Source organism: Oceaniovalibus guishaninsula JLT2003 (genome assembly GCF_000299575.1).
Classification (GTDB): domain Bacteria; phylum Pseudomonadota; class Alphaproteobacteria; order Rhodobacterales; family Rhodobacteraceae; genus Palleronia; species Palleronia guishaninsula.
Map to the genome: position 1 here is coordinate 17013 of NZ_AMGO01000036.1, position 23142 is coordinate 40154.

Here is a 23142-nt window from a genome sequence, read left to right on the forward strand (position 1 = left end):
CGCATTGCAGGGCAGGCTGACAGCCCTATCTTGGGTTTACCCCAAATCGCGCCGCCGTTCCTGTGGCCGCCGCGATGGACCGAAGGATACCGATACCGATGTTTTACCGCGACGAACGCCTTGCGTTGTTCATTGACGGAGCGAACCTTTACGCTGCGGCGAAGGCGCTTGGCTTCGACATAGACTACAAGCTGCTGCGGCAGGAATTCATGCGGCGCGGCAAGCTGCTGCGCGCCTTCTATTATACCGCGATGCTGGAGAGCGAGGAGTATTCCCCGATCCGGCCGCTGGTCGATTGGCTGCACTATAACGGCTATTCGATGGTGACGAAGGCCGCCAAGGAATACACCGACAGCCAGGGCCGCCGGAAGGTGAAGGGCAATATGGATGTCGAGCTGTGCGTCGATGCCATGGAACTGGCCCCGCGCCTAGACCACATCGTGCTGTTCTCGGGCGACGGCGATTTCCGCCCCCTGGTCGAGGCGTTGCAGCGCGCCGGGGTGCGCGTGTCGGTGGTATCGACCATCCGCAGCCATCCGCCGATGATCGCCGACGAGCTGCGCCGCCAGGCCGATACCTTCATCGAGCTGGAGGAGCTGCGCGAGGTGATCGGCCGCCCGCCGCGCGAGGATTCGACGCGCGAACCGGCCTCGTCGGCGACGACCTGACGCGGCGTTGCACCGGACCTAGCGCGACATGGCGTCGTGGCGGGCGACGATGTCAGCCGGCCACCGGGCCTTGATATAGGCAAGGACGGCGCGGATGTCGTTCTGGGACAGAACCCCCGCATAGCCGGGCATGTCGCTTTCATATCCCTGCCCCACCACGGCCGCGGTGCCCCGGCGCACGATGTCGATCAGCACCGTGTCGGGATGGTGCCAGGTATGCCCCGTCTCGTCGTGGGGCGGTGCGGGATAGCGCCCGTCCGGCCCCGGCTCGCGCCAGTTCGCCTGCCCTTCCAGATCGGCGCCGTGACAGACGGCGCATTCCGCGGCATAGACCTGCCCGCCGCGCGCGACGGCGTCGGCGTCGCGCCACGGGATCGCCCCCGCCGACGTGGCGGCGGTATCGGGCCAGAGCAAGACCGCGCCGGCCCCGGCGACGATCGGCAGGATTGCGGCGATCCAGATCGGTTTCATGGCGTTCCCCCCAGCTTGACCGGGCGTCTTCTGCCGACCCTCCGGCGCGGGAAGGCCAATCACGTTGCCGTCAGCGGCGCGCCACTGGACGCCGGGGGCCGCGTTGCCTAGTTTCGCCGGCGACAGGAGCCCGCGCATGACCCGACCGCCCCTTACGCTTTACATGGCCGCGCCGCGCGGATTCTGCGCCGGCGTGGACCGCGCCATCAAGATCGTCGAGATCGCGCTGGAAAAGTGGGGCGCGCCGGTCTTCGTGCGTCACGAGATCGTGCATAACCGCTATGTCGTGGACGATCTGCGCGCCAAGGGGGCGGTGTTCGTCGACGAGCTGGACGAGGTGCCCGACGACCGGCCGGTGGTGTTTTCCGCCCACGGCGTGCCGAAATCGGTCCCGGCCGAGGCGGCGCGGCGGCGGATGATCCATGTGGACGCGACCTGCCCGCTGGTCAGCAAGGTGCATATCGAGGCCGCGCGCCATCACGAGAACGGATTGCAGATGGTGATGATCGGCCATGCCGGCCACCCCGAGACGGAAGGCACGATGGGCCAGTTGCCGCCGGGCGAGGTGCTGCTGGTCGAGACGGCGGCGGATGTGGCGGACCTTGCGCCGCGCGACCCCGAGCGGCTGGCCTTCATCACCCAGACGACGCTGAGCGTGGACGACACCGCCGAAATCGTCGCGGCCCTGCGGGCGCGGTTTCCGTCCATCGTCGGGCCGCACAAGGAAGACATCTGCTATGCCACGACGAACCGTCAGGAAGCGGTGAAGGCGATGGCGTTGCATTGCGACGCGCTGCTGGTGGTGGGCGCGCCCAATTCGTCCAATTCGCGCCGCCTGGTCGAGGTGGGGCGCCGGGCGGGCTGCGGCTATGCCCAGCTTGTGCAGCGGGCGGACGACATCGACTGGCGGGCGCTGGACGGCGCGCGCGCCATCGGCATCACCGCCGGGGCCAGCGCGCCCGAGGTGCTGGTGAACGAGGTCGTCGCCGCCTTCCGCGACCGCTATGACGTGCAGATGCGCGAGGTCGAGACGGCGGTGGAGGATGTGGAGTTCAAGGTGCCGCGGATCCTGCGGGTGCCCGCGTGACGGCGGATGCCGCCCGGCGCGGCGGCTGACCGCCGGGTTGCGGCCGCGGCGGATCGGGGGCAGATCGGGACGATGATGCGCGCGACGAACATACCGCCGGCCCCGCTGGCCCTTGGACTGGCCGGATTGCTGCCCTTCGTGTGGGGCGTGCTGACGATGGTGTGGGATCCGGCGGCGGCGCTGACGCTGCGCTGGGTCGGGCCGAGATTCGCCGGGCCTTACGTGCAGCTTGCCTATGGCACGGTGATCCTGTCGTTCATGTCGGGCGTGCTGTGGGGGTTCGCCACCAGGGCGCGGGGCCGGATCGCGGCGACGGGCTATGCGCTGTCGGTGCTGCCGGCGCTTTGGGCGTTCTTCATGGTGGGCGGCGGGCCGGTTTCGGCGGCGATCTATCTGACGGCGGGGTTCGTCGGGCTGCTGGGCCTCGACTGGCTGTTCTGGCGGCAGGGGCTGGCGCCCGAATGGTGGATGCGGCTGCGGGTGCTGCTGACGGGGATCGTGGCGGTGTGCCTGCTGGCGATCGCATGGTGAGCGACCCCGAGACCCTGGCCTGCTATGCGCGGATGGCCGAGGATTACGCCGACCGTTTCAGCCGGGGCGAACCGGATGGCGACCTGTCGGCGTTCATGGATGCGCTGCCGGCGGGCGACGGGCCGGTGCTGGACTGGGGATGCGGGCCGGGCAATTCGGCCGCGATCATGGCGGCGCGCGGCATCCGCGCCGAGGCGACCGATGCCAGCCCGGAAATGGCCGCCATCGCGCGCGATCTGGGCATCGCCGTACGCGTCGAACCGTTCGAGGACCTGGTCTGGAGCGACCCCTATCGCGGGATCTGGGCGAACTTCTCGTTGACCCATGCGCCGCCGGACGACGTGCCGGACCTGATCGCGCTGGCGGCGCGCGCGCTGGCGCCGGGGGGTGTGCTGCATCTGGGGATGAAGACCGGGACCGGCACCGACCGCGACAGGCTGGGCCGGTTCTTCAGCTTCTGGAACGCGGACGATCTGGACCGCATGACGCAAGGTGCGGGGCTGGTGCCCTTCGCGGTGCGGCATGGGCGCGAACGGGGGCTGGACGATGTGGTGATGCCCTTCGTCATCCATCTTTCGCGCAGGCCCGTGGATGGCTGAGCTTTTCGCCTATACGGACGGGGCGTGCAGCGGCAATCCCGGCCCCGGCGGCTGGGGGGCGCTGTTGATCGCGCGCGACGGGGACCGCGTCATCAAGCAGCGCGACCTGAACGGCGGCGAGGCGGTGACGACGAACAACCGCATGGAGTTGCTGGCCGCGATCAGCGCGCTGGAAAGCCTGGCGCGGCCCAGCGACATCACGCTGGTGACCGACAGCCAGTATGTAAAGAACGGCGTGACGAGCTGGATCCACGGCTGGAAGCGCAACGGCTGGAAGACCAGCGCGAAAAAGCCGGTCAAGAACGAGGATCTGTGGCGGCGGCTGGACGAGGCGCAGGCGCGTCACCGGGTGACGTGGGCCTGGGTGAAGGGCCATGCCGGCCATCCCGAGAACGAGCGCGCGGACGAACTGGCGCGCGAAGGGATGGCGCCGTTCAAGCGCGCCAAAGCCTGAGCGTCAGGTCAGCACCTCGGGCAGCGGGCGGCCGCGCAGGATCTCGGCCGCCGGCATCGCGCCGCGGCCTTCGCGCTGGGCCTCGCGCACCTCGATCGCGCCAATGCCGCAGGCGATGCGGAAACCGTCCAGCACCTGCCCCGGCGCGCCCTGCCCCTGCACCGCGCGCGCGCGCAGCAGCTTGAGCCGTTCGTCGCCCGCCATGCACCATGCACCCGGATGCGGCGACATGGCGCGGATCTGGCGGGCCACATCCTGGGCCGGACGGGTCCAGTCGATGCGGGCCTCGGCCTTGTCGATCTTGGCGGCATAGGTCGCGCCCGTCTCGGGCTGGGGCATGTCGGGCAAGGCGCCCATACGGTCGAGCGCCGTCACGATCAGCGTGGCGCCCAGCACCGACAGCCGGTCGTGCAGGTCGCCCGCGGTGTCGTCGGGGCCGATGGGGGTGGTGGCGCGGGTCAGGACCGGGCCGGTATCCAGCCCCGCCTCCATCCGCATGATGCAGATGCCGGTTTCCGCGTCGCCCGCAAGGATCGCGCGCTGGATGGGCGCGGCCCCGCGCCAGCGCGGCAGAAGCGAGGCATGGATGTTCAGGCACCCCATGCGCGGCGCATCGAGGATCGGTTGCGGCAGGATCAGGCCATAGGCGACGACGACGCCGATATCTGCCCCGAGCGCCGCCATGTCGGCCTGCGCGGCGTCGGTTTTCAGCGTGGCGGGGCTGCGGACGGGAAGACCCAGCGCCTCGGCCCGCTGCTGGACGGGCGACGGGCGGTCGCGCTTGCCGCGTCCGGCGGGGCGGGGCGGCTGGGTATAGACGGCGGCGATGTCGTGCCCCGCCTGGACCAGAGCGTCGAGGGCGGGGACGGAAAAGGCGGGCGTGCCCATGAAAACGACGCGCATCAGGCCCCCTGCATCTTGGCGGCACGGCGCAGCAGCATGTCGCGCCGCGTCCGGCTGAGACGGTCGAAGAACATCCGCCCGTCGAGATGGTCGATCTGGTGCTGCACCGAGGTTGCCCAGAGATGGACGAAGTCGCGTTCCCGCACCGCGCCGCTATCGTCCAGATAACGGACGGTGACGGCGCGGGGCCGGTCGATGGCGGCCGAGACGCCGGGCAGGCAGGGGCTGGCTTCCTCGTGCGTGCGGGGCTGGGTGCTGGCGTGCAGGATTTCGGGATTGGCCATGCGGATCGCCTGGCCGCGCGTGTCGGACGCATCGACCACCGCGAGCCGCAGCATCACGCCGATCTGCGGCGCGGCGAGGCCGACGCCCGGCATGGCCTCCATCGTGTCGATCATGTCGGACCAGACGGCGCGGATTGCGTCGTCGATCGCGTCCACCGGGGCGGCGGGAATGCGCAGCCGCCGGTCGGGCCAGCGCAGGATAGGGCGGACCGTCATGCGGCCAGATAGCCCTGCGGATCGGGGTCTTCGCGCATCATGTGGTCGATCCAGCGCGCGCGTTCCTCGATCATCGGGACCATTTCCCAGACGCAGGCGGTCAGCGGACGCGGGGCCACGGGCGCGAAATCGCCGCCTTCGGACAGCGCCAGATGCAGGCAAAGCACGTCGCCATGCGCCCACCAGTGCAGCAGCAGCCACGTGCCCGCGCGGCCCCGGTGCAGCACGACGAAGCCCAGCCCGTGATCGTGGCCTTCGGCGGCCACGGCACCCGGCAGCGCCGCGTCCGCATAGGCGCGGGCCTGCACCAGAAGCGCGTCGGGCGCGGCCTGGCCCTGCACGTCGATCCACCAGACGCGCAGCGCCATGCCGCCGATGCGCCAGGGCGCCAGCGTCTCGGTGCGGCGGGGGGCGTGGACGGGCGGGGTCACGCCGTCGTCTCGCGCGCCTGTTCGCGCTTGAGCTTGACCATCTTGCGGGTGATGAGCTGCCGTTTCAGCGGCGTAAGGTAGTCGATGAAAAGCCTGCCGTTCAAATGGTCGATCTCGTGTTGGACGCAGGTGGCCCAGAGGCCCGAGAAGCGTTCGCGGTGCTGTTGCCCGTCAAGCCCCATCCACGACACATCGACCTCGGCGGGGCGGGTGACGTCGGCGAACTGGTCGGGGATCGACAGGCAGCCTTCCTCGTAGGTGCTGTCCTCGTCCGAGGTCCATTCGATGGCGGGGTTCAGCAGCACCATGGGGCGCGGGGCGGCGTCCTTGTCCTTGATGCAATCCATCACCAGCAGGCGCGCGTTCGATCCGACCTGCGGCGCGGCCAGACCGATGCCGGGCGCGTCGTACATCGTTTCCAGCATGTCGTCGGCCAGACGGCGCAGGTCGTCGTCGATGGCGCGCACCGGGTCGGCGCGCTTTTTCAGGCGGGGATCGGGGTGGATCAGGATGGAACGCAGGGCCATGCAGGCCATGTAGGCCACGGCCCCGCCGCGATCAATCGTCTTGGCAGGGGCCGGACGCGCGGCTAAGCCCGGACCGACCCGGATCAGGAGAACCGCCATGAGCTTCGACGACATCATCGACCGCCGCGGCACGCATTGCGTGAAATGGGACATGATGGAGGCCGCCTATGGCGTGTCGCCCGAGGGCGGCATCGCGATGTGGGTCGCCGACATGGAATTCCGGCCCCCGCAGGCGGTGCAGGACGCGGTGCAGGCGATGGCCGATCACGGGATCTACGGCTATTTCGGCGATGACAGCGGCTATCTGGACGCGATCCGCTGGTGGATGGAGACGCGGCACGGCTGGGCGGTCGATCCGGCCCATGTCTTCACAACGCACGGGCTGGTGAACGGCACGGCGATGTGCGTCGATGCCTTCACGCAGGCGGGCGACGGCGTGGTGCTGTTCACGCCGGTCTATCACGCCTTCGCGCGCGTCATAAAGGCGGCCGGCCGCCGCGTGGCCGAGCTGGAGATGCCGCGCGACGACGGGCGCTATGTGCTGGATTTCGACGCGTTCGACCGGGCGATGACGGGGGACGAGCGGATGCTGGTCTTCTGTTCGCCGCACAATCCGGGCGGCCGCGTCTGGACGCGCGAGGAACTGGAGGGCGTCGCGGCTTTCGCCCGGCGGCACGACCTGATCCTGGTCAGCGACGAGATCCATCACGATCTGGTCATGCCCGGCCGGCGGCACATCCCGATGGCGCTGATCGACGGGATCGCGGACCGGCTGGTGATGATGAGCGCCGCCACCAAGACGTTCAACATCGCGGGCGCGCATGTCGGCAACGTCATCGTCGCCGACGACACCCTGCGCAAGCGGTTCGCGCAGCGCATGGCGGCGATGGGCAATTCGCCCAATTCCTTCGGGCTGCACATGGTGACGGCGGCCTATTCGCCGGACGGCGCCGCCTGGGTGGACGATCTGGTGGCCTATCTGGACGGCAACCGGCGGATCTTCGACGCGGGCATCGACGCGGTTCCCGGCCTGCGGTCGATGCCGCTGGAGGCGACGTATCTGGCCTGGGTCGATTTCGCGGATACCGGCATGGACCGCGCCGAGGCCATCCGCCGGATCGAGCGCGACGCGAAGATCGCCGTCAACCACGGCCCGACCTTCGGCAAGGGCGGCGAAACCTTCGTCCGCTTCAACATCGCCGCCCCCCGCACGCAGGTCGAGGAGGCGGTAGAGCGGGTGCAGCGGGCGTTCGGGGATTTGCAGTAGGGGAAGTAAGGGAAGTAAGCAAGAAGCTGTATTCCGTAAATCGAGATACAAATTTCTCCTAAAAAATGCTTAGAAACTGCTTCAAGACAAACCGAACTCAGAGACCTAACCGTACTAGCTCATTGCGGAGGCGACTAAACCAACTACGCATAACTGCAGCGTCCACACTCAAACGCTCGTAAGATAATTCAGCCTTGCCTAACGCATCGTGAATATCAAGGCGTCCACGAGGAGCCATCGTAGTTGCGACTAATTTAATAAATTCAGCCAATCCAATGTCGATACGATCTACATCATCATGGCAGTCATAGCGAATCTTCCGCTCAACTTTTGAACCGATAGCTCTATTAATTCCTGTTTCGCAAAATTGCATTAGAACCCAAGAGTCTGGCCACATCTCTCGAAGCCGCCTACGAGCAACTACGTGATCAACGTCGTACTCCGCTAGAGTATACTCCCGATCGTCTAATTCTTCTAGCATTAGTTTTGCGTGTCTGCGGTAGTTTGCCTTATCTGCCTTCATCCAAACTTGCGTCAAAGAAGGATATTGGCAAAAGAGAAACCGTGCTTTTGGCAGATTACCCCCTGGCTTCTCAATAGTCGCTCTGTGGTTGTTTGCCCAACTCTCTAACGCATGAACATTTCTAAATGCCGCGGGCATATAGCCAAAAACTTCTAATGCCCCGGGTAGATCCATAAGATGGGTCAGATTCAAGTCGGGTATCTCTTCATATAAAGGACTTCTCGAAGCCAATGTTTTCTTCGCGTTATATTTTAGTCAAGAAAGACGCATGAATGGCAAATTAAATGTCACTGTACTTCTACATGGGCCTTCTGACGACCATCTTGCTATCGTGAACATCTATCCCTCACCCCGACCCGATCAATATCCCCGCCGCCAGCACCAGACCTCCGCCTGCCACCACCTGCAGTGTCGCGCGGAGGAAGGGGGTTTGCATCCAGCGGTTCTGGATCCAGGCGATGGCCCAGAGTTCGATGAAGACGACGACGAGGGCGGTGATCGTCGCGGTCCAGAAATGGGGGATGAGGTAGGGCAGCGCGTGGCCGAGGCCGCCGATCGTCGTCATCACGCCGGACGCGACGCCACGCTTGACCGGGCTGCCGCGGCCCGAGATCGCGCCGTCGTCGCTGGCCGCCTCGGTGAAGCCCATCGAGATACCGGCGCCCACGGAAGCCGCCAGCCCGACCAGAAACGTGTTCCACGTATCGCCCGTGGCGAAGGCCGCGGCGAAGATCGGGGCCAGCGTGCTGACCGATCCGTCCATCAGCCCCGCCAGACCCGGCTGCACCCAGGTCAGCACGAATTGACGGTGGCGGGTGCGTTCCTCGGCGTCGCGGGCATCGTCGCCCAGATGGTCGGCGGTCAGCGTCGCGGCCAGGTCGGAATGGCCCGCCTCGGCCGCCGCCAGATCGCCCAGCAGGCGGCGGGTGGACGCATCGGACGTGCGGGCGGCGGCGCGGGCATAGAAGCGGGCGGCGCCGGCCTCCATCGCCTCGGCCTCGTCGCGGATACGGTCGAGGCCGAGATTCCGCATCAGCCAGACGGGACGGCGGGCGTAGAAGCCCGAGACGTGTTCGCGCCGGATCAGCGGGATGACATCGCCGAAGCGGTCGCGGTGCAGGTCGATCAGGCGGCGGCGATGGGTGTCCTCCTCCTCGGCCATGGCGTCGAAGATCGCGGACGAGGCGGGATAGTCGGCGCGCAGCCGTTCGGCATACCCGCGATAGATGCGGCCGTCATCCTCCTCGGACGAGATGGCGAGCGCGAGGATCTCCTGCTCGGTCAGGTCGTCGAAGCTGCGGCGGGCGGACAGGACAGACAGCATGGCGGCGCCTTTGTTTAGAACGATTCCAGACTAGGACTTCGCGGGCCGGATGCAAGCCATGTCTGGAAGCGGGCGGCGCGCATCCCCATATCGGTCGTGCAACGGCACGAGGGGACAGGCATGGACGATGCGGCGATGACCGTCCGGCGCGGTCGGAAGTTCGATCAGGTGCTGGAAGGCGCGCGCGAGGTGTTCATGGCCGACGGGTTCGAGGGCGCCAGCGTCGATACCATCGCCCGGCGCGCGGGCGTCAGCAAGGCCACGCTTTACAGCTATTTCCCAGACAAGCGGCTGCTGTTCCTGGAGGTCGCGCAGACCGAATGCGCGCGCCAGTCCGCCACCGCCATCGAGGGGCTGGACATGCAGGCGGCGCCCGAAACCGTGCTGCGCGCGGCGGGGCGGCACATGGTGGGGTTCCTTCTGTCGCCCTTCGGACAGCGGGTGTTCCGCATCTGCGTGGCCGAGACCGACCGCTTTCCCGAGCTGGGACAGCGGTTCTGGGACAGCGGGCCGGGGCTGGTCGAACGGACGCTGACCGCCTATCTGCGCTGCGCCGTGGACCGGGGCACGCTGCGCATCGACGATCTGCGGCTGGCCGCGCACCAGTTCGCCGAATTGTGCAAGGCCGATCTGTTCCCCAAGCTGGTCTTCGGGATGCAGACCGAGTTTCGCGGCGACGAGATCGACCGCGTGGTGGACGGCGCGGTCGAGATGTTCATGGCGCGCTACGGCGTCTAGGGGTCAGTCCACCCGGCGCAGGTGAAGCTGGTTGCCGATTTTCTTCGTCTCGAAGCGTTTGAGATCCTGCACCAGATCGCTGAGCTTGCGCTTGCCGTAGGTTCGGGTGTCGAAATCGGGGCTTTCGGCGGTGATATACTGGCCGAGCTGGCCCAGCGCATACCATTCGTCGTCCTGCGCGATCTTGTCCATCGCGCGCAGGATCAGCGGCACGGCCTCGACCGGGGAAAGCTTGCCGGGGCTGGCTTCGGTCTGGGCGGTGGTGCCGGTCGCGGCCTTCTCGATCACCGGCTCGTCCACGATATTCTCGATCAGGATGAAGCGGTTGCAGACGTTGCGCAGGCTTTCGGGGGCCTTGCGCTCGCCGATGCCGATGACGTCGAGGCCCTGTTCGCGGATGCGGTTGGCCAGCGCGGTGAAATCGCTGTCGCTGCTGACCAGAACGAACCCGTCGAAGCGGCCGGTATGCAGGATGTCCATCGCGTCGATGACCAGGCCGATGTCGCTGGCGTTCTTGCCCACGGTGTTGGCGGTTTCCTGATGCGCCACCAGGCCGATGTCGCGCACGGTGCGCGACCAGTTGGCCAGCCGCCCCGACGACCAGTCGCCATAGACGCGGCGCAGCGCCGGTTCGCCAAAGCTGGTGATTTCCTGAAGGATCGGCGCGGCGAACTTGGCGGGGATGTTGTCGGCGTCGATCAGGACGGCGTAAAGCGGGCGGTCGCGATCGGGGCGGTCGCGGTGGGTGGTGGCGGCCATGAACGGACCCTTCAGAGAAAGCGGTGCAGGATCAGGGCGTCGGTCGGCCCCCGCTGCGGATGGCGGAAGGCGTGGGGCACGCGGCCCACGATGTCAAACCCGTAATCCCGCCAGATCGCCAGCGCGCGGACGTTGGACGCGACGACGAAGTTGAACTGCATCGCGGCGAACCCGCGCCCCCGCGCCCGACCGAGCGCATGGTCCAGCATCGCGCGCGCCACCCCCTGTCCGCGCGCGGCGGGCCGGGTGGCGAAGGCCGCGTTGCAGACATGATCGCCGTTGCCGCGCTGGTTGGCGCGCAGGTAGTAGCTGCCCAGATCGCCGCTTGCGATCCAGACCTCGTGCGCCGGATCGCCCCAATAGGCCAGCGCGTCGGCCCGCGTCACGTCGGGCGGCAGCGCATAGGTGTCGCCCGCCCGGATCGCGGGGCGCAGGACGGACCAGAGCGCGTCGCCGTCCCCCGGCCCCGCGCGTTCGATCCTCAATAGACGACGACGGCCCGGATCGAGCGGCCTTCGTGCATCAGGTCGAACCCCTTGTTGATCTCGTCCAGGGTCAGGGTGTGGGTGATCATCGGGTCGATCTCGATCTTGCCGTCCATATACCAATCGACGAATTTCGGCACGTCCGTGCGTCCCCGCGCGCCGCCGAAGGCCGTGCCCTTCCACGTCCGTCCGGTGACGAGCTGGAAGGGACGCGTCGCGATCTCGGCCCCTGCGGGGGCCACGCCGATCACCACCGACACCCCCCAGCCGCGATGGGCGCATTCCAGCGCGTTGCGCATGACCTTGACGTTTCCGGTGCAGTCGAACGTGTAATCCGCCCCGCCGATCTGGTCGTCACCGCGTTTGGTCATCTCGACGATCTGCGACACGACATTGTCGCCCGCCTCTTTCGCGTTGATGAAATGGGTCATGCCGAAGCGTTCGCCCCATTCCTTCTTGTCGTCGTTCAGATCGACGCCGATGATCATGTCGGCGCCGGCCATCTTCAGCCCCTGGATGACGTTCAGGCCGATGCCGCCCAGCCCGAAGACGGCGGCGGTCGATCCGATCTCGACCTTGGCGGTGTTGATGACGGCGCCGATGCCGGTGGTCACGCCGCAGCCGATATAGCAGATCTTGTCGAAGGGCGCGCCCGCGTCGACCTTGGCCAGCGCGATTTCCGGCATCACGGTATGGTTCGCGAAGGTCGAGCAGCCCATGTAATGATGGATCGGCGTGCCGTCGAGCATGTGAAACCGCGTCGTGCCGTCCGGCATCAGCCCCTGGCCCTGGGTCGCGCGGATCGCGGTGCAGAGGTTGGTCTTCTGCGACCGGCAGGACGGACATTCGCGGCATTCGGGCGTATAGAGCGGGATGACGTGATCGCCGGGCTTCAGCGTCGTCACGCCCTCGCCCACCTCCAGCACCACGCCGGCGCCTTCATGGCCGAGAATGACGGGAAACAGCCCTTCGGGATCTTCGCCCGACCGGGTAAATTCGTCGGTATGGCAGATGCCGGTCGCCTTGATCTCGACCAGCACCTCGCCCTTGCGGGGCGCGTCGAGTTCGACTTCCATGACTTCCAGCGGCTGACCAGCGGCAAGGGCGACGGCGGCACGGGTTCTCATCTGCGATCTCCGGTCTATGTTTCGGCGAACCCTGTCTTGAAGGAGCCCGACATGCAACACGTCACCGCCGCCCTTGCGGTCCTGCTGGCCGTCACGGCCTGCACGCCCGTCGCCAACCGGCCCGCCGCCAAGCCCGACCGCAACGCCTGCGGCGCCGATACGCGGCAGGATCTGGTCGGCGCGCCGCTGCCCGCGACCGTGATCGCCAACCCCGAGATCCGCGTCCTGCGGCCCGACAGCGCGATGACGATGGATTTCCGCGGCGAGCGTCTGAACGTCCAGGTGGATGCCGCGGGCGATGTCGTGCGGGTCTTCTGCGGATGAGGACGGGCCGGCGCGCGCGGCTGGCGGCGGTGCTGGCCGCCGCCCTGCCCATCGCAATGCCCGCCGCAATGCCCGTCGCTGCGGCCGAGTTCGACGTGCGGCTGGGCGACCGGGTGCTGGGGCGGATGACGGGGCTTGCCGACCGGCTGGCGATGCGGCTGGACAACACGCCGCTGGGCGTCGGCGACGGCGCGTTCGAGGGCGTGGTGACGCCCGACGGCACCTATGTCGGGCAGGGCGACGACCGGCGCATCACGGTGCTGTTCGAGGACGGCCGCCCGGTGACGACGCAGGTGGTGCCGCAATCCGAGGCGACGCCCGCCTCGGACCCCGCGACGGTGCCGTCCGACGTGCTGGACCCGGTATCGGGGTTCTGGCGGCTGGCCTCGGCGCGCGACTGTCCGGGCGGCTGGCGGATGTATGACGGGCGGCGCGCGGTGCAGGTGACGCCCACCGCCCGAAGCGTCGAGGGCGACAGCCTGGTCTGCGCGATGGATTACGCGGTGACGCACGGGCCGGGGCATCTGTCGCCCTTCCGGTTCAAGTCGATGCGGCTGGTGGCGCGATACGGCCTGTCGGGCGGCGCGGTGACGGGGCTGCGCGATCTGTCGGTCGCCACCGGCCCCTTCGTGGTGACGCTGACCGCGCGCTAGGCGGGCGGGCGGTGGCCCCGATGCCGCGATCTGGTGGGGGCACTGACGTCGCGGCACCGGGGTTATAGCGCTTGTCGCTATGGGCCCTTGATGGCGGGGCATTGCGGCGGCATCGGGGCCAAATCGCAGTCTTTTGCAGGCACTTGCCAAGGCCCGCGCCCTGCCCCACCTTCAGCCCATGACGATGCCCGTGATCCATGCCGCCGAACCCGACCGCGTCACCTTCGACCGCACCGAACTGAACACCATCCTCGGCCTTTACGGGCGGATGGTGGCGGCGGGCGAATGGCGCGATTACGGCCTGTCCTTCCTGCGCGACGTGGCGGTCTTTTCCGTCTTCCGGCGCACGGCGGAACATCCGCTCTACCGGATCGAGAAGCGGCCGAGGCTGCGCGCGCGTCAGGGGCAATACGCGGTGATCGGGATGGACGGCCAGATCCTCAAGCGCGGACACGAATTGCGCGCCGTGCTGCGGGTGCTGGAGCGCAAGCTTATCCGCGCGGTGGAGTGAGCGCGGGCCTGCGCCGGGAAGTCACGTCGCCGTCGCCGGCCCCCGCGATGCGCTGGACCGCCTGCGCGACGGGTTCGTAGCTGACGGCCATCGTATGCGCGTTGGCGTGGATCAGCACGTCGCCATCCACCGCCATCGCGACATGGCCGGGCCAGAACAGCAGATCGCCGCGCCGCAGGGGTTCGGCATCGTCCAGCGGGATGCCGGCGGCGCGCTCCTGCAAATCGGCATCGCCCGGACAGGGCAGCCCGCAAGCCAGCAGCGCCGCCTGGACCAGCCCCGAACAGTCGATCCCGTCCGACGAATTGCCGCCCCAAAGATAGGGCACCCCGAAGAAAAGCTGCGCCGCACCCGCCGGATCGGTCATCGGGCGGTTGGCGGGACGCAGATGGGCGCGGGGCACGAACAGCCCTTCGGCGGTTTCGAAGAACGTGCCGCTGGCCGCGACGATGGACAGGCCCGCGCCGAAAGACAGGCGCGCGACCTCGATCCGCTTCATGTCGGGCGCGGGATAGAGGTGACTGGCCGGTACGCCGACGACATGGCTGACCTGCGACGGCGGGCCGAGGGCCGCGAGCGCCACATAGCCGACATAGCCGTCGCGCGCGGCGGCGACGAAGGCCATGCCGCCGTCGCGGTCATAGACGGTGACGCCGGCGCCCATCAGAAGCTGACGGTCGCGGCGCGTGCCTTCGCGGTCGGCCCAGAGGTCGGTCAGCGGCACGCGCACGGCCGCGGCCTCGCCCCGCACGAACCGCTCGGCCTCGACCCGGCCGCGCAGATGGTCGGCGGCGACGCGGCCGTTGGCGGGCAGAAGCCGGCGGTCGGTCATCGCAGGATCGCCGGCAGCGCCCCGTAAAGCGCCCGCGCGCCCTGCCCCGCGCCGCCCTTGGGCCGGGCCGGGGCCGCGTCGGGCTGCCAGCCGTAGATGTCGAAATGCACATAGCGCACGGCGCCCTCGGCAAAGCGGCGCAGGAACAGGGCGGCGGTGATCGACCCGGCCATCCCGCCCTTGGGCGCGTTGTCGAGGTCGGCGATCCCCGGCTCGATCAGCGATTCGTAAGGATCCCAGAAGGGCAGGCGCCAGACGGGATCGGCCAGATCGCGGCCCGCCTGCGCGATGGCCTGCGCGATCGCGTCGTCGTCGGTGTAGAAGGGCGCCAGATCAGGGCCGACCGCGACGCGCGCGGCCCCGGTCAGCGTCGCCATCGACACCATCAGGTCGGGCGCGTCCGCGGCCCCCAGCGCCAGCGCGTCGGCCAGCACCAGCCGCCCCTCGGCATCGGTATTGTTGATCTCGACCGTCAGCCCCTTGCGCGATGTCAGGATGTCGCCGGGCCGCATCGCGTCGCCCGACACGGCATTCTCGACCGCCGGGATCAGCACGCGAAGCCGCAGCTTCGCGCCTTGCGCCATGATCAGATGCGCCAGCCCCAGCACCGTGGCCGCGCCGCCCATGTCCTTCTTCATCAGCGCCATCGACGCGCCGGGCTTGAGGTTCAGCCCGCCCGTGTCGAAACAGACGCCCTTGCCCACCAGCGTCAACGCCGGGCCGTCGCCGCCCCATGTCATCTCGATCAGGCGCGGGGCGCGGTCGGGGGCGGCGGCGCGGCCGACGGCGTGGATCATCGGGAACCCGTCGCGCAGGGTGTCGCCGCCGGTCACGTCGATCCGCGCGCCGTGCCGGTCGGCCAGATCGCGCGCGGCGGCTTCCAGCTCTGCCGGGCCCATATCCGAGGCGGGGGTGTTGATCAGGTCGCGGGTCAACGCCTCGGCCGCGGCCATCGCCTCGATCAGCGGCGCATCGACGCCTTCGGGCGCGACCAGCCGGGCGGCCGGGGCGGCATTCTTGGCATAGCGGTCGAAGCGATACCCGGCCAGCAGCCAGCCCAAAGCCGCCTCGGCCGCGTCGGCGGGCGCGATGCCGTCCAGCCGCCACGGCCCTTCGGGCAGCGCGGCGCGCGCGGCAGCTATGGCGAAACGCGTGCGGCGGCGCTGGCGCGCGTCCCCAAGACCCACCAGCGCGCCCTGCAGATCGCCCTGCGGTCCGGGGATCGGCACGGTCTGGCCCGCGCGGCCCTCGAACCGGGCGGCGCGGACGATGCGCGCCACGCGGTCGTCCTGTCCGGCCAGCCAGCCTTCGACCGCGTCGGGCGCAAGCGCAGTCAGCGGCAGCGCCGCGTCGGTCGGGGGGGCGAAGGTCAGCGGCATCGTATGCTCCGGGTCGGTCGGTCGCGCGGACCTTACACCGCCCGCCCCCGGACGCAACGCCGGGCGGGGCCGGTCAGCCCCCGGCACACCGCCCGCCCCCGGACGCAACGCCGGGCGGTGCCGGTCAGCCCCCCGCGCTTTCGCCGCCCCAGAACGCGATCAGCGCCGCGTCGCCCAAGCGCGACAGCCGCGCGACATTGGCCGCCAGCGCGGCGGGATCGTCGCGGCCGCACAGCACGCAGATCGTGCAGGCCACCCGCGCCAGCCGGTCCAGCCCCAGCCCCGTCGCGGTGACGGCCAGCGTGCGCGCGCCGGCCGCCACGTCCGCAACGCGGTGCCCCTGCCATGCCATCGTGACGCCGGCGATCTGCACTGCCAGATCGTCGATCGTCCCCTCGCCGCCCGATTCCGGCCCCGGCATGTCGGGCATCCCGCCCTCGACCGGACGCAGCCAGATGATTTCAGCCATTCTTCTTCTCCGCCCCGCCCGATACCTGGCATGGCAGGGCTAAGAAACCGTTGGTGGCGGCGGCAGAAATCCCTCGAATACCTGTCGAAATGCGCCTAGACGTTGACGCGTCACCAACCGGAGGATCCGATGGAGCCCGTGCGCCCGCTGCCGCAATACCTCGCCCAGCGCTATCATGGCTGGTATGCGACCACCTTCGCCGAGAACCGGTCGTGGTATCGACGGCTGGCCGACGAGGGACAGCGCCCGCGCGCCATGGTCGTCTCGTGCTGCGACAGCCGCGTGCACGTCACGTCGATCTTCGGCGCCGAACAGGGCGAATTCTTCATTCACCGCAACATCGCCAACCTTGTGCCGCCCTACGAACCCGACGGCGACCGGCACGGCACCTCGGCGGCGGTCGAATATGCCGTCAGCTATCTGCGCGTCGCGCATATCATCGTTCTGGGCCATTCGCGCTGCGGCGGGGTGCAGGGATGCTATGACATGTGTTCGGGCAAGGCGCCCGAACTGGACGAGAAGACGAGCTTCATCGGCCGCTGGATGGACATCCTGCGCCCCGGATTCGAGCGGTTGCCCGAAGGCGACGAGGCGACGCGCAAGCTGGCGCTGGAACACGAGGCGATCCGCGTGTCGCTGGAAAACCTGATGACGTTTCCGTTCATCCGCGACGCCGTGAAGGACGACCGGCTGAGCCTGCACGGCCTTTATAACGACATCGCCGAAGGCGGGTTGTGGACGCTGGAACCGCGCACGGACGAATTCGTGCCGGTCTGACAACGGCGCAAGGCGGCGGCGACCGCGCGGCGATGGCCGTCGCGCGGATGCCATTTGGCATCGTGAAAGACGTTGGAAAGGGTGCGCCCCAACGTCGCCAGCGCGGCAAGCCGTCCCTGCCGCGCCTTGATCAGCAACAGCGCCATCGCGTCCGCCCCGCATCGCCCCCGCGCGCAGGATGCCAGCCGGATATTGACGGGGCGTGAAGAAAACCCCGCCAATGCGCGCGGTGTCACCCCTTGCGAAGCACCTCGCGGCCCAGAAGCTCGGCGATCTGGATGGCGTTCAGGGCGGCGCCCTTGCGCAGGTTGTCGCTGACGCACCAGATGTTCAGCCCGCTGTCCAGCGTGCTGTCGGCGCGGATGCGGCTGATATAGGTGGCGTATTCGCCCACGCATTCGACGGGGGTGATGTATCCGCCATCCTCGCGCTTGTCGACGACCATGAGGCCCGGCGCCTCGCGCAGGATGTCGCGCGCCTCGTCCTCGTCCAGCGGATCCTCGAACTCGATGTTGATCGCCTCGGAATGGCCGACGAAGACCGGCACGCGCACGCAGGTCGCCGTCAGCTTGATGGCGGGATCGAGGATCTTCTTGGTCTCGGCCACCATCTTCCACTCCTCCTTGGTGTCGCCGCCTTCCAGAAAGACGTCGATATGGGGAATGACGTTGAACGCGATCTGCTTGGTGAATTTCGACGGCGGCTTGTCGTCAACGGGATTGTAGATGCTCTTGGTCTGGTCCCAAAGCTCGTCGATGCCCTCCTTGCCGGCGCCCGACACGGATTGATAGGTGCTGACCACGACGCGGCGGATGCGCGCGCGGTCGTGCAGCGGCTTGAGCGCCACGACCATCTGGGCGGTCGAACAGTTCGGGTTGGCGATGATGTTGCGCTTGGCATAGTCGTGGATCGCCTGCGGATTCACTTCGGGGACGATCAGCGGCACGTCGCGGTCATAGCGATAAAGCGACGAATTGTCGATCACCACGCAGCCCGCCCTGGCCGCGCGGGGGGCATAGGTTTTCGTCGCCTCCGATCCGACCGCGAACAGCGCAATGTCCCAGCCGGTGAAATCGAACTGGTCCAGATCGGCAGTGCGCAGGGTCTTGTCGCCGAAGCTGATCTCGGTGCCCATCGACTTGCGCGACGCCAGCGCCGCGATCTCGTCGACGGGAAACTCCCGCTCGGCAAGGATGTTCAGCATTTCGCGGCCCACATTGCCCGTGGCGCCGACGACGGCGATCCGATAGCCCATTTTGGTTCCTTCCGGTCCAGACGCGGCCTTCTAGCGCAGGCGCATCCGGTGCGAAAGGTCCGTCGCCCCGCGCGTTCAGAACGTGCCGCTGACGCCGATGCTGGCGGTGCCGCTGACCTCGATCCCGGCGGGGCGGATCGCGTCGGGGCGCGGTTCGGGCGGGCCGTCGGCGCCGCAGGCGGCCAGCAGCAGCGCGGCCAGAAGGGCGGCCCCCCTCATGGCGAGATCACCAGACCGACATTGCCGCTTTGCACGCCGATCTGCGGATAGACGCGCACGCCGTCGGGGGTGATGCCCACCCAGGCCCCGGCGCGCGGCTGCGTGTCCTGGCAGGCGGCCAGAAGGGCCGATGCGGCAAGTGTCAGGGCGGCAAGGCGGTTCATCCCAGACGGTCCTTCCAGACGGCGATCTGTTCGCGCACCCGCGCGGGCGCCGTTCCGCCATAGGACATGCGGCTGGCGACGCTGTTTTCAACGCCCAGCACGTCGAACACGCCGGATGTGATCGCGGGATGGACGCCGCGCATGTCGTCGAGCGTCAGGTCGGGCAGGTCGCAGCCCTTCGCCTCGGCCAGCGCCACCAGCGTGCCGGTGACGTGATGCGCGTCGCGGAAGGGCAGGTTCGCCTCGCGCACCAGCCAGTCGGCCAGATCGGTGGCGGTCGAGAAGCCCGCGCCGGCGGCGGCGGCCAAAGCGGCGCGGTCGGCGGTCATGTCGGCGACCATGCCGGTCATCGCCGCCAGCGCCAGCATCAGCGTATCGGCGGCGTCGAAGACCTGTTCCTTGTCTTCCTGCATGTCCTTGGAATAGGCCAGCGGCAGCCCCTTCATCACCGTCAGCAGCGCCACGTTCGCCCCCACGATCCGCCCGATCTTGGCGCGGATCAGCTCGGCCGCGTCGGGGTTCTTCTTCTGCGGCATGATGCTGCTGCCGGTCGAGAAGCGGTCGCTGAGCGTGACGAACCGGAACTGCGCCGACGACCAGATCACCAGCTCTTCGGCCAGCCGCGACAGGTGCATGGCGCAGATGCTGGCGGCGGCCAGGAATTCCAGCGCGAAGTCGCGGTCGGACACGGCATCCAGCGAATTGGCGCAGGGCCGCTCGAACCCCAGCGCGCGCGCCGTCATGTCGCGGTCGATGGCAAAGCCGGTGCCGGCCAGCGCGGCGGCGCCCAGCGGGCATTCGTTCATCCGCGCGCGCGCATCGGCCAGGCGGCCCGCATCGCGGCCCAGCATCTCGACATAGGCCATCATGTGATGACCCCAGGTGACGGGCTGCGCGGTTTGCAGATGGGTGAAGCCCGGCATCACCCAATCCGCCCCGGCCTCGGCCTGATCCAGCAACGCGCGTTGCAGCGCGCGCAGGCCGTCGATGCCCGCATCGCACTGGTCGCGCACCCAGAGGCGGAAATCGGTCGCCACCTGGTCGTTGCGCGACCGCGCCGTGTGCAGCCGCCCCGCCGCGTCGCCGATCAGCGCGCGCAGGCGGTTTTCGACGTTCATGTGGATGTCTTCCAGATCGGCGCGGAACGCGAACGATCCCGCCTCGATCTCTGACAAGACCGTGACCAGACCTTCCCTGATCGCGGCGACATCGCTAGCGTCCAGGATGCCCGTCGCGCCCAGCATCGCGGCGTGCGCCCGCGAGCCTGCGATGTCCTGCGCCGCAAGCCGCCGGTCGAACCCGATCGAGGCGTTGATCGCCTCCATGATTGCGTCCGGCCCGGCGGCGAACCGTCCGCCCCACATCGCGTTCTGTGTCCTGCCCGTGTCCTGCGACATGCGCGCCCCCCGGAGGTCGAATGAAAGGTCTGGTCGCCATCCTCTATCTGTCCGTCGCCATCGCTGCAAACGGGGCGCTGGCCGACGCGGTGCCCGACGCGCTGCGCGTGGGGGACATGAAGAAGCTCAACGTCCATGCCGATCCGAAACCGGCGGGCGACGCGGCTTTCGTCGATGCCGAAGGCGTCGAGCACCGCCTGTCGGACTGGAAGGGCAAGCATGTGCTGGTCAATTTCTGGGCCACCTGGTGCGCCCCCTGCCGCAAGGAGATGCCGGCGCTAAATGCGCTGCAGGCGCAGATGGGCGGCGAGGATTTCGAGGTCGTGACCATCGCCACGGGCCGCAACACCGTCGAGGGAATCGGCCGGTTCTTCGCGGACGAGGGCGTGACGCGACTGCCGGTGCTGCTCGACCCCACCCAGGCGCTGGCGCGGCAGATGTCGGTTCTGGGCCTGCCCGTGACCGTGCTGCTGGACCCCGAGGGCCGCGAGGTCGCGCGCCTGCTGGGCGATGCCGACTGGAACGGGCCCGAGGCGCGCGCGCTGCTGGAAGCGATGACCGGCGGCTGAACCGATTGTCCGCAATTCGAGAGGTTCACTTCTTCTTAGGCCAGACATGCGATCACCCTGCGAATTGGAAGTTCGCCGGGAGGCCCTCGATGAAAGACGTATCCGAAGACCCCGGCACGACCGATCCCGTCCCGTTCGTGTCGGGCCAGCGCGACGACGCGGTGCTGGCGATGGTCGAACGCGCGGTGGCCGACCACAACGTCATGCTGGCCTTCCAGCCCGTCGTTCCGGCCGGCCGCCACGACCGCCCCGCCTTCTACGAAGGGCTGATCCGCATTCTCGACGCGCGGGGCCGGATCATTCCCGCCAAGGACTTCATCCTTCAGGTCGAATGCCTCGAGCTGGGGCGCAGGATCGACTGCCTGTCGCTGGAATGCGGGTTGCGGGTGCTGCGCGAAAATCCCCGGCTGCGGCTGGCCATCAACATGTCGGCGCGGTCCATCGACCATCCCGGCTGGCTGGCGGTGCTGGAGGACGGGCTGCGCGACGACCCGACCATCGGCGAACGCCTGATCCTGGAAATCACCGAAAGCTCGGCCATCCAGATGCCCGACGCGGTTCAGGCATTCATGACCCGTCTTCAGGCCCGCGGCATCAGCTTTGCCATCGACGATTTCGGATCGGGCTATACCTCAATGCGGTATCTCAAGGATCTGCGATTCGACATCCTCAAGATCGACGGCCAGTTCATTCGCGGCATCGCCCGGTCGGCCGACAATCAGGCGCTGGTCAAGGCCATCGTGTCCATCGGGCGGCATTTCGACATGGTGACGATCGCCGAATTCGTCGAGACGGCGGAAGACGCGAAATATCTGGGCCAGATCGGCGTCGATTGCCTTCAGGGCTACTATTTCGGGGCGCCGACGATCCGCCCGCGCTGGGAACCCTGCCGCGAGGAACGCGCCGGCTAGGCTGCGCGCAGGCCGGTTGTGCCTGCGCGCGCGGCATCCTATCGTCGGGGCAACCGGGGCCGATCGCGCCCCATCCCGCAGCAGGAGCCACTGATGACCAATGTCGTAATCGCCTCGGCCGGCCGCACCGCCGTCGGCAGCTTCGCCGGCAGCTTCGCCGCCACCCCCGCCCATGAACTGGGCGCCGCCGTTCTGGAAGGCGTGGTCGAACGGGCGGGCATCGACAAGGCCGATGTCGACGAGACGATCCTGGGCCAGGTGCTGACCGCCGGCCAGGGCCAGAACCCCGCGCGCCAGGCGCATGTCAACGCGGGCCTTCCCATCGCCTCCTCGGCATGGAGCCTCAATCAGGTCTGCGGATCGGGCCTGCGCGCGGTGGCGCTGGGCGCGCAGCACATCCAGCTTGGCGATGCCGACATCATCGTCGCGGGCGGTCAGGAAAACATGTCGCTGTCCCCGCATGTCGCCAACCTGCGCGCCGGGCACAAGATGGGCGACATGAAGTTCATCGACAGCATGATCAAGGACGGTCTCTGGGACGCGTTCAACGGCTATCACATGGGCCAGACCGCCGAGAACGTCGCCGAGAAATACCAGATCGGCCGCGACCAGCAGGACCAGTTCGCCGTCGCCAGCCAGCAGAAGGCCGAGGCGGCGCAGAAGGCCGGCCGCTTTGCCGACGAGATCATCCCCTTCACCGTCAAGACCCGCAAGGGCGACACGGTGGTCGATCAGGACGAATACGTCCGCCACGGCGCCACCATCGAGGCGATGCAGAAACTGCGCCCCGCCTTCGCCAAGGACGGCACCGTCACGGCCGGCAATGCCAGCGGCATTAACGACGGGGCCGCCGCCGTGCTGCTGATGCGCGACGACGAGGCCGAGCGCCGCGGCATCACCCCGCTGGCGCGCATCGTCAGCTATGCGACGGCGGGACTGGACCCGGCGATCATGGGCGTGGGGCCGGTCCATGCCAGCCGCAAGGCGCTGGAAAAGGCCGGCTGGAAGGCGTCCGATCTGGACCTTGTCGAAGCGAACGAGGCGTTCGCGGCGCAGGCCTGCGCGGTCAACAAGGAAATGGGCTGGGATCCCGAGATCGTCAACGTCAACGGCGGCGCCATCGCCATCGGCCATCCCATCGGCGCATCGGGCGCGCGGGTGCTGAACACGCTGCTGTTCGAGATGAAGCGCCGCGATGCCAAGCGCGGGCTTGCGACGCTGTGCATCGGCGGCGGCATGGGCGTCGCCATGTGCGTCGAGCGGCCCTGACGGCGGGGACCGCAGGACG

At 68.3% G+C, this 23142-nt stretch carries 31 protein-coding genes; 14 read left to right on the forward strand and 17 right to left on the reverse strand.

Features of this window, described 5'->3' with window-relative positions:
- Positions 1-98: 98 nt before the first annotated feature.
- Positions 99-668: a LabA-like NYN domain-containing protein gene (locus tag OCGS_RS08165; protein WP_007426759.1), complete on the forward strand. Its 570-nt coding sequence runs from the start codon at positions 99-101 to the stop codon at positions 666-668.
- A gap of 18 nt (positions 669-686) precedes the next feature.
- On the opposite strand, the gene OCGS_RS08170 is transcribed toward OCGS_RS08165, so the two are convergent.
- Positions 687-1139, reverse strand: coding sequence for a c-type cytochrome (locus OCGS_RS08170; protein WP_007426760.1), 453 nt, complete (start codon positions 1137-1139; stop codon positions 687-689).
- A gap of 136 nt (positions 1140-1275) precedes the next feature.
- Between OCGS_RS08170 and ispH the strand changes: the two genes are divergently transcribed.
- From ispH to rnhA, 4 genes are all read left to right on the forward strand, one after another.
- Positions 1276-2226, forward strand: coding sequence for a 4-hydroxy-3-methylbut-2-enyl diphosphate reductase (gene ispH, locus OCGS_RS08175; protein WP_007426761.1), 951 nt, complete (start codon positions 1276-1278; stop codon positions 2224-2226).
- A 75-nt stretch (positions 2227-2301) separates the two neighbouring features.
- On the forward strand, positions 2302-2757 hold the full coding sequence (locus OCGS_RS08180; protein ID WP_156801013.1) for a DUF3429 family protein: 456 nt from the start codon (positions 2302-2304) through the stop codon (positions 2755-2757).
- Positions 2754-3356 (forward strand): class I SAM-dependent methyltransferase, encoded by a 603-nt coding sequence (locus OCGS_RS08185; protein ID WP_007426763.1) that lies wholly within the window; start codon positions 2754-2756, stop codon positions 3354-3356. Before OCGS_RS08180 ends, OCGS_RS08185 begins: the two co-directional genes overlap by 4 nt.
- Positions 3349-3810, forward strand: coding sequence for a ribonuclease HI (gene rnhA, locus OCGS_RS08190; protein WP_007426764.1), 462 nt, complete (start codon positions 3349-3351; stop codon positions 3808-3810). Before OCGS_RS08185 ends, rnhA begins: the two co-directional genes overlap by 8 nt.
- 3 nt (positions 3811-3813) lie before the next feature.
- Here rnhA and fmt read toward each other — a convergent pair whose 3' ends face one another.
- Genes fmt through def (OCGS_RS08210) form a run of 4 tightly spaced genes read right to left on the reverse strand, consistent with a single transcriptional unit; the run spans position 3814 to position 6171 of the window.
- The gene (gene fmt / locus OCGS_RS08195; RefSeq protein WP_007426765.1) at positions 3814-4713 is read right to left on the reverse strand and encodes a methionyl-tRNA formyltransferase; all 900 of its coding nucleotides are present in this window, start codon (positions 4711-4713) and stop codon (positions 3814-3816) included.
- Positions 4713-5213, reverse strand: coding sequence for a peptide deformylase (def, locus tag OCGS_RS08200; protein WP_007426766.1), 501 nt, complete (start codon positions 5211-5213; stop codon positions 4713-4715). Before def (OCGS_RS08200) ends, fmt begins: the two co-directional genes overlap by 1 nt.
- Entirely contained in the window at positions 5210-5644 is a 435-nt protein-coding gene (locus OCGS_RS08205; RefSeq protein WP_007426767.1) for a hypothetical protein, read from the reverse strand. The genes def (OCGS_RS08200) and OCGS_RS08205 overlap by 4 nt, the downstream gene beginning before the upstream one ends.
- The gene (gene def, locus OCGS_RS08210; RefSeq protein WP_040610830.1) at positions 5641-6171 is read right to left on the reverse strand and encodes a peptide deformylase; all 531 of its coding nucleotides are present in this window, start codon (positions 6169-6171) and stop codon (positions 5641-5643) included. The genes OCGS_RS08205 and def (OCGS_RS08210) overlap by 4 nt, the downstream gene beginning before the upstream one ends.
- A 97-nt stretch (positions 6172-6268) precedes the next feature.
- On the opposite strand from def (OCGS_RS08210), the gene OCGS_RS08215 reads away from it, so the two are divergent.
- Complete coding sequence (locus OCGS_RS08215) at positions 6269-7438, forward strand: MalY/PatB family protein (protein WP_007426769.1); 1170 nt, start codon at positions 6269-6271, stop codon at positions 7436-7438.
- Positions 7439-7535: 97 nt separating this feature from the next.
- On the opposite strand, the gene OCGS_RS15075 is transcribed toward OCGS_RS08215, so the two are convergent.
- Both OCGS_RS15075 and mbfA read right to left on the reverse strand, forming a co-directional pair.
- Positions 7536-8153, reverse strand: coding sequence for a hypothetical protein (locus OCGS_RS15075; protein WP_156801014.1), 618 nt, complete (start codon positions 8151-8153; stop codon positions 7536-7538).
- A gap of 154 nt (positions 8154-8307) precedes the next feature.
- Positions 8308-9285 carry an iron exporter MbfA gene (gene mbfA / locus OCGS_RS08220; RefSeq protein ID WP_007426770.1) on the reverse strand — a complete coding sequence of 326 codons (978 nt, stop codon included), beginning with the start codon at positions 9283-9285 and terminating at the stop codon, positions 8308-8310.
- A gap of 120 nt (positions 9286-9405) precedes the next feature.
- Between mbfA and OCGS_RS08225 the strand changes: the two genes are divergently transcribed.
- Positions 9406-10023, forward strand: a complete 618-nt coding sequence (locus OCGS_RS08225; RefSeq protein WP_007426771.1) for a TetR/AcrR family transcriptional regulator — start codon at positions 9406-9408, stop codon at positions 10021-10023.
- Positions 10024-10026: 3 nt separating this feature from the next.
- On the opposite strand, the gene OCGS_RS08230 is transcribed toward OCGS_RS08225, so the two are convergent.
- The 3 genes from OCGS_RS08230 to OCGS_RS08240 are packed head-to-tail and all read right to left on the reverse strand — an operon-like array spanning position 10027 to position 12394.
- Positions 10027-10782 (reverse strand): NYN domain-containing protein, encoded by a 756-nt coding sequence (locus tag OCGS_RS08230; RefSeq protein ID WP_007426772.1) that lies wholly within the window; start codon positions 10780-10782, stop codon positions 10027-10029.
- An 11-nt stretch (positions 10783-10793) separates the two neighbouring features.
- On the reverse strand, positions 10794-11267 hold the full coding sequence (locus OCGS_RS08235) for a GNAT family N-acetyltransferase (RefSeq protein WP_007426773.1): 474 nt from the start codon (positions 11265-11267) through the stop codon (positions 10794-10796).
- Complete coding sequence (locus tag OCGS_RS08240) at positions 11264-12394, reverse strand: S-(hydroxymethyl)glutathione dehydrogenase/class III alcohol dehydrogenase (RefSeq protein ID WP_007426774.1); 1131 nt, start codon at positions 12392-12394, stop codon at positions 11264-11266. Before OCGS_RS08240 ends, OCGS_RS08235 begins: the two co-directional genes overlap by 4 nt.
- Positions 12395-12445: 51 nt before the next feature.
- Between OCGS_RS08240 and OCGS_RS08245 the strand changes: the two genes are divergently transcribed.
- The 3 genes from OCGS_RS08245 to OCGS_RS08255 all read left to right on the forward strand — a co-directional run bounded on the left by OCGS_RS08245 (position 12446) and on the right by OCGS_RS08255 (position 13882).
- Entirely contained in the window at positions 12446-12718 is a 273-nt protein-coding gene (locus tag OCGS_RS08245) for an I78 family peptidase inhibitor (protein ID WP_007426775.1), read from the forward strand.
- The gene (locus tag OCGS_RS08250; protein WP_007426776.1) at positions 12715-13371 is read left to right on the forward strand and encodes a hypothetical protein; all 657 of its coding nucleotides are present in this window, start codon (positions 12715-12717) and stop codon (positions 13369-13371) included. Before OCGS_RS08245 ends, OCGS_RS08250 begins: the two co-directional genes overlap by 4 nt.
- Before the next feature lie 184 nt (positions 13372-13555).
- The gene (locus OCGS_RS08255) at positions 13556-13882 is read left to right on the forward strand and encodes a DUF2794 domain-containing protein (protein ID WP_420798912.1); all 327 of its coding nucleotides are present in this window, start codon (positions 13556-13558) and stop codon (positions 13880-13882) included.
- On the opposite strand, the gene OCGS_RS08260 is transcribed toward OCGS_RS08255, so the two are convergent.
- The 3 genes from OCGS_RS08260 to OCGS_RS08270 form a co-directional block, all read right to left on the reverse strand.
- The gene (locus OCGS_RS08260; RefSeq protein ID WP_007426778.1) at positions 13863-14714 is read right to left on the reverse strand and encodes a C40 family peptidase; all 852 of its coding nucleotides are present in this window, start codon (positions 14712-14714) and stop codon (positions 13863-13865) included. The genes OCGS_RS08255 and OCGS_RS08260 overlap by 20 nt on opposite strands.
- The gene (locus tag OCGS_RS08265) at positions 14711-16093 is read right to left on the reverse strand and encodes a leucyl aminopeptidase family protein (RefSeq protein WP_007426779.1); all 1383 of its coding nucleotides are present in this window, start codon (positions 16091-16093) and stop codon (positions 14711-14713) included. The genes OCGS_RS08260 and OCGS_RS08265 overlap by 4 nt, the downstream gene beginning before the upstream one ends.
- A 124-nt stretch (positions 16094-16217) precedes the next feature.
- Positions 16218-16562 carry a hypothetical protein gene (locus OCGS_RS08270; RefSeq protein ID WP_007426780.1) on the reverse strand — a complete coding sequence of 115 codons (345 nt, stop codon included), beginning with the start codon at positions 16560-16562 and terminating at the stop codon, positions 16218-16220.
- Positions 16563-16691: 129 nt separating this feature from the next.
- On the opposite strand from OCGS_RS08270, the gene OCGS_RS08275 reads away from it, so the two are divergent.
- Positions 16692-17339, forward strand: a complete 648-nt coding sequence (locus OCGS_RS08275) for a carbonic anhydrase (RefSeq protein WP_007426781.1) — start codon at positions 16692-16694, stop codon at positions 17337-17339.
- Positions 17340-17571: 232 nt separating this feature from the next.
- Here OCGS_RS08275 and OCGS_RS08280 read toward each other — a convergent pair whose 3' ends face one another.
- From OCGS_RS08280 to argH, 4 genes are all read right to left on the reverse strand, one after another.
- Positions 17572-18594, reverse strand: a complete 1023-nt coding sequence (locus tag OCGS_RS08280) for an aspartate-semialdehyde dehydrogenase (RefSeq protein WP_007426782.1) — start codon at positions 18592-18594, stop codon at positions 17572-17574.
- A gap of 75 nt (positions 18595-18669) precedes the next feature.
- Positions 18670-18813, reverse strand: coding sequence for a hypothetical protein (locus OCGS_RS15315; RefSeq protein ID WP_007426783.1), 144 nt, complete (start codon positions 18811-18813; stop codon positions 18670-18672).
- Positions 18810-18977: a hypothetical protein gene (locus OCGS_RS15080; protein ID WP_007426784.1), complete on the reverse strand. Its 168-nt coding sequence runs from the start codon at positions 18975-18977 to the stop codon at positions 18810-18812. Before OCGS_RS15080 ends, OCGS_RS15315 begins: the two co-directional genes overlap by 4 nt.
- The gene (gene argH, locus OCGS_RS08285; RefSeq protein WP_040610811.1) at positions 18974-20374 is read right to left on the reverse strand and encodes an argininosuccinate lyase; all 1401 of its coding nucleotides are present in this window, start codon (positions 20372-20374) and stop codon (positions 18974-18976) included. Before argH ends, OCGS_RS15080 begins: the two co-directional genes overlap by 4 nt.
- 20 nt (positions 20375-20394) lie before the next feature.
- Here argH and OCGS_RS08290 point away from each other — a divergent pair, with 20 nt between their 5' ends.
- The 3 genes from OCGS_RS08290 (at position 20395) to OCGS_RS08300 (ending at position 23123) form a co-directional block, all read left to right on the forward strand.
- Complete coding sequence (locus tag OCGS_RS08290) at positions 20395-20943, forward strand: TlpA family protein disulfide reductase (RefSeq protein ID WP_007426786.1); 549 nt, start codon at positions 20395-20397, stop codon at positions 20941-20943.
- Positions 20944-21032: 89 nt separating this feature from the next.
- The gene (locus OCGS_RS08295) at positions 21033-21854 is read left to right on the forward strand and encodes an EAL domain-containing protein (RefSeq protein ID WP_007426787.1); all 822 of its coding nucleotides are present in this window, start codon (positions 21033-21035) and stop codon (positions 21852-21854) included.
- 93 nt (positions 21855-21947) lie between these two features.
- A complete protein-coding gene (locus tag OCGS_RS08300) occupies positions 21948-23123 on the forward strand; it encodes an acetyl-CoA C-acetyltransferase (protein WP_007426788.1) in 1176 nt (391 codons plus the stop codon).
- Positions 23124-23142: the final 19 nt, after the last annotated feature.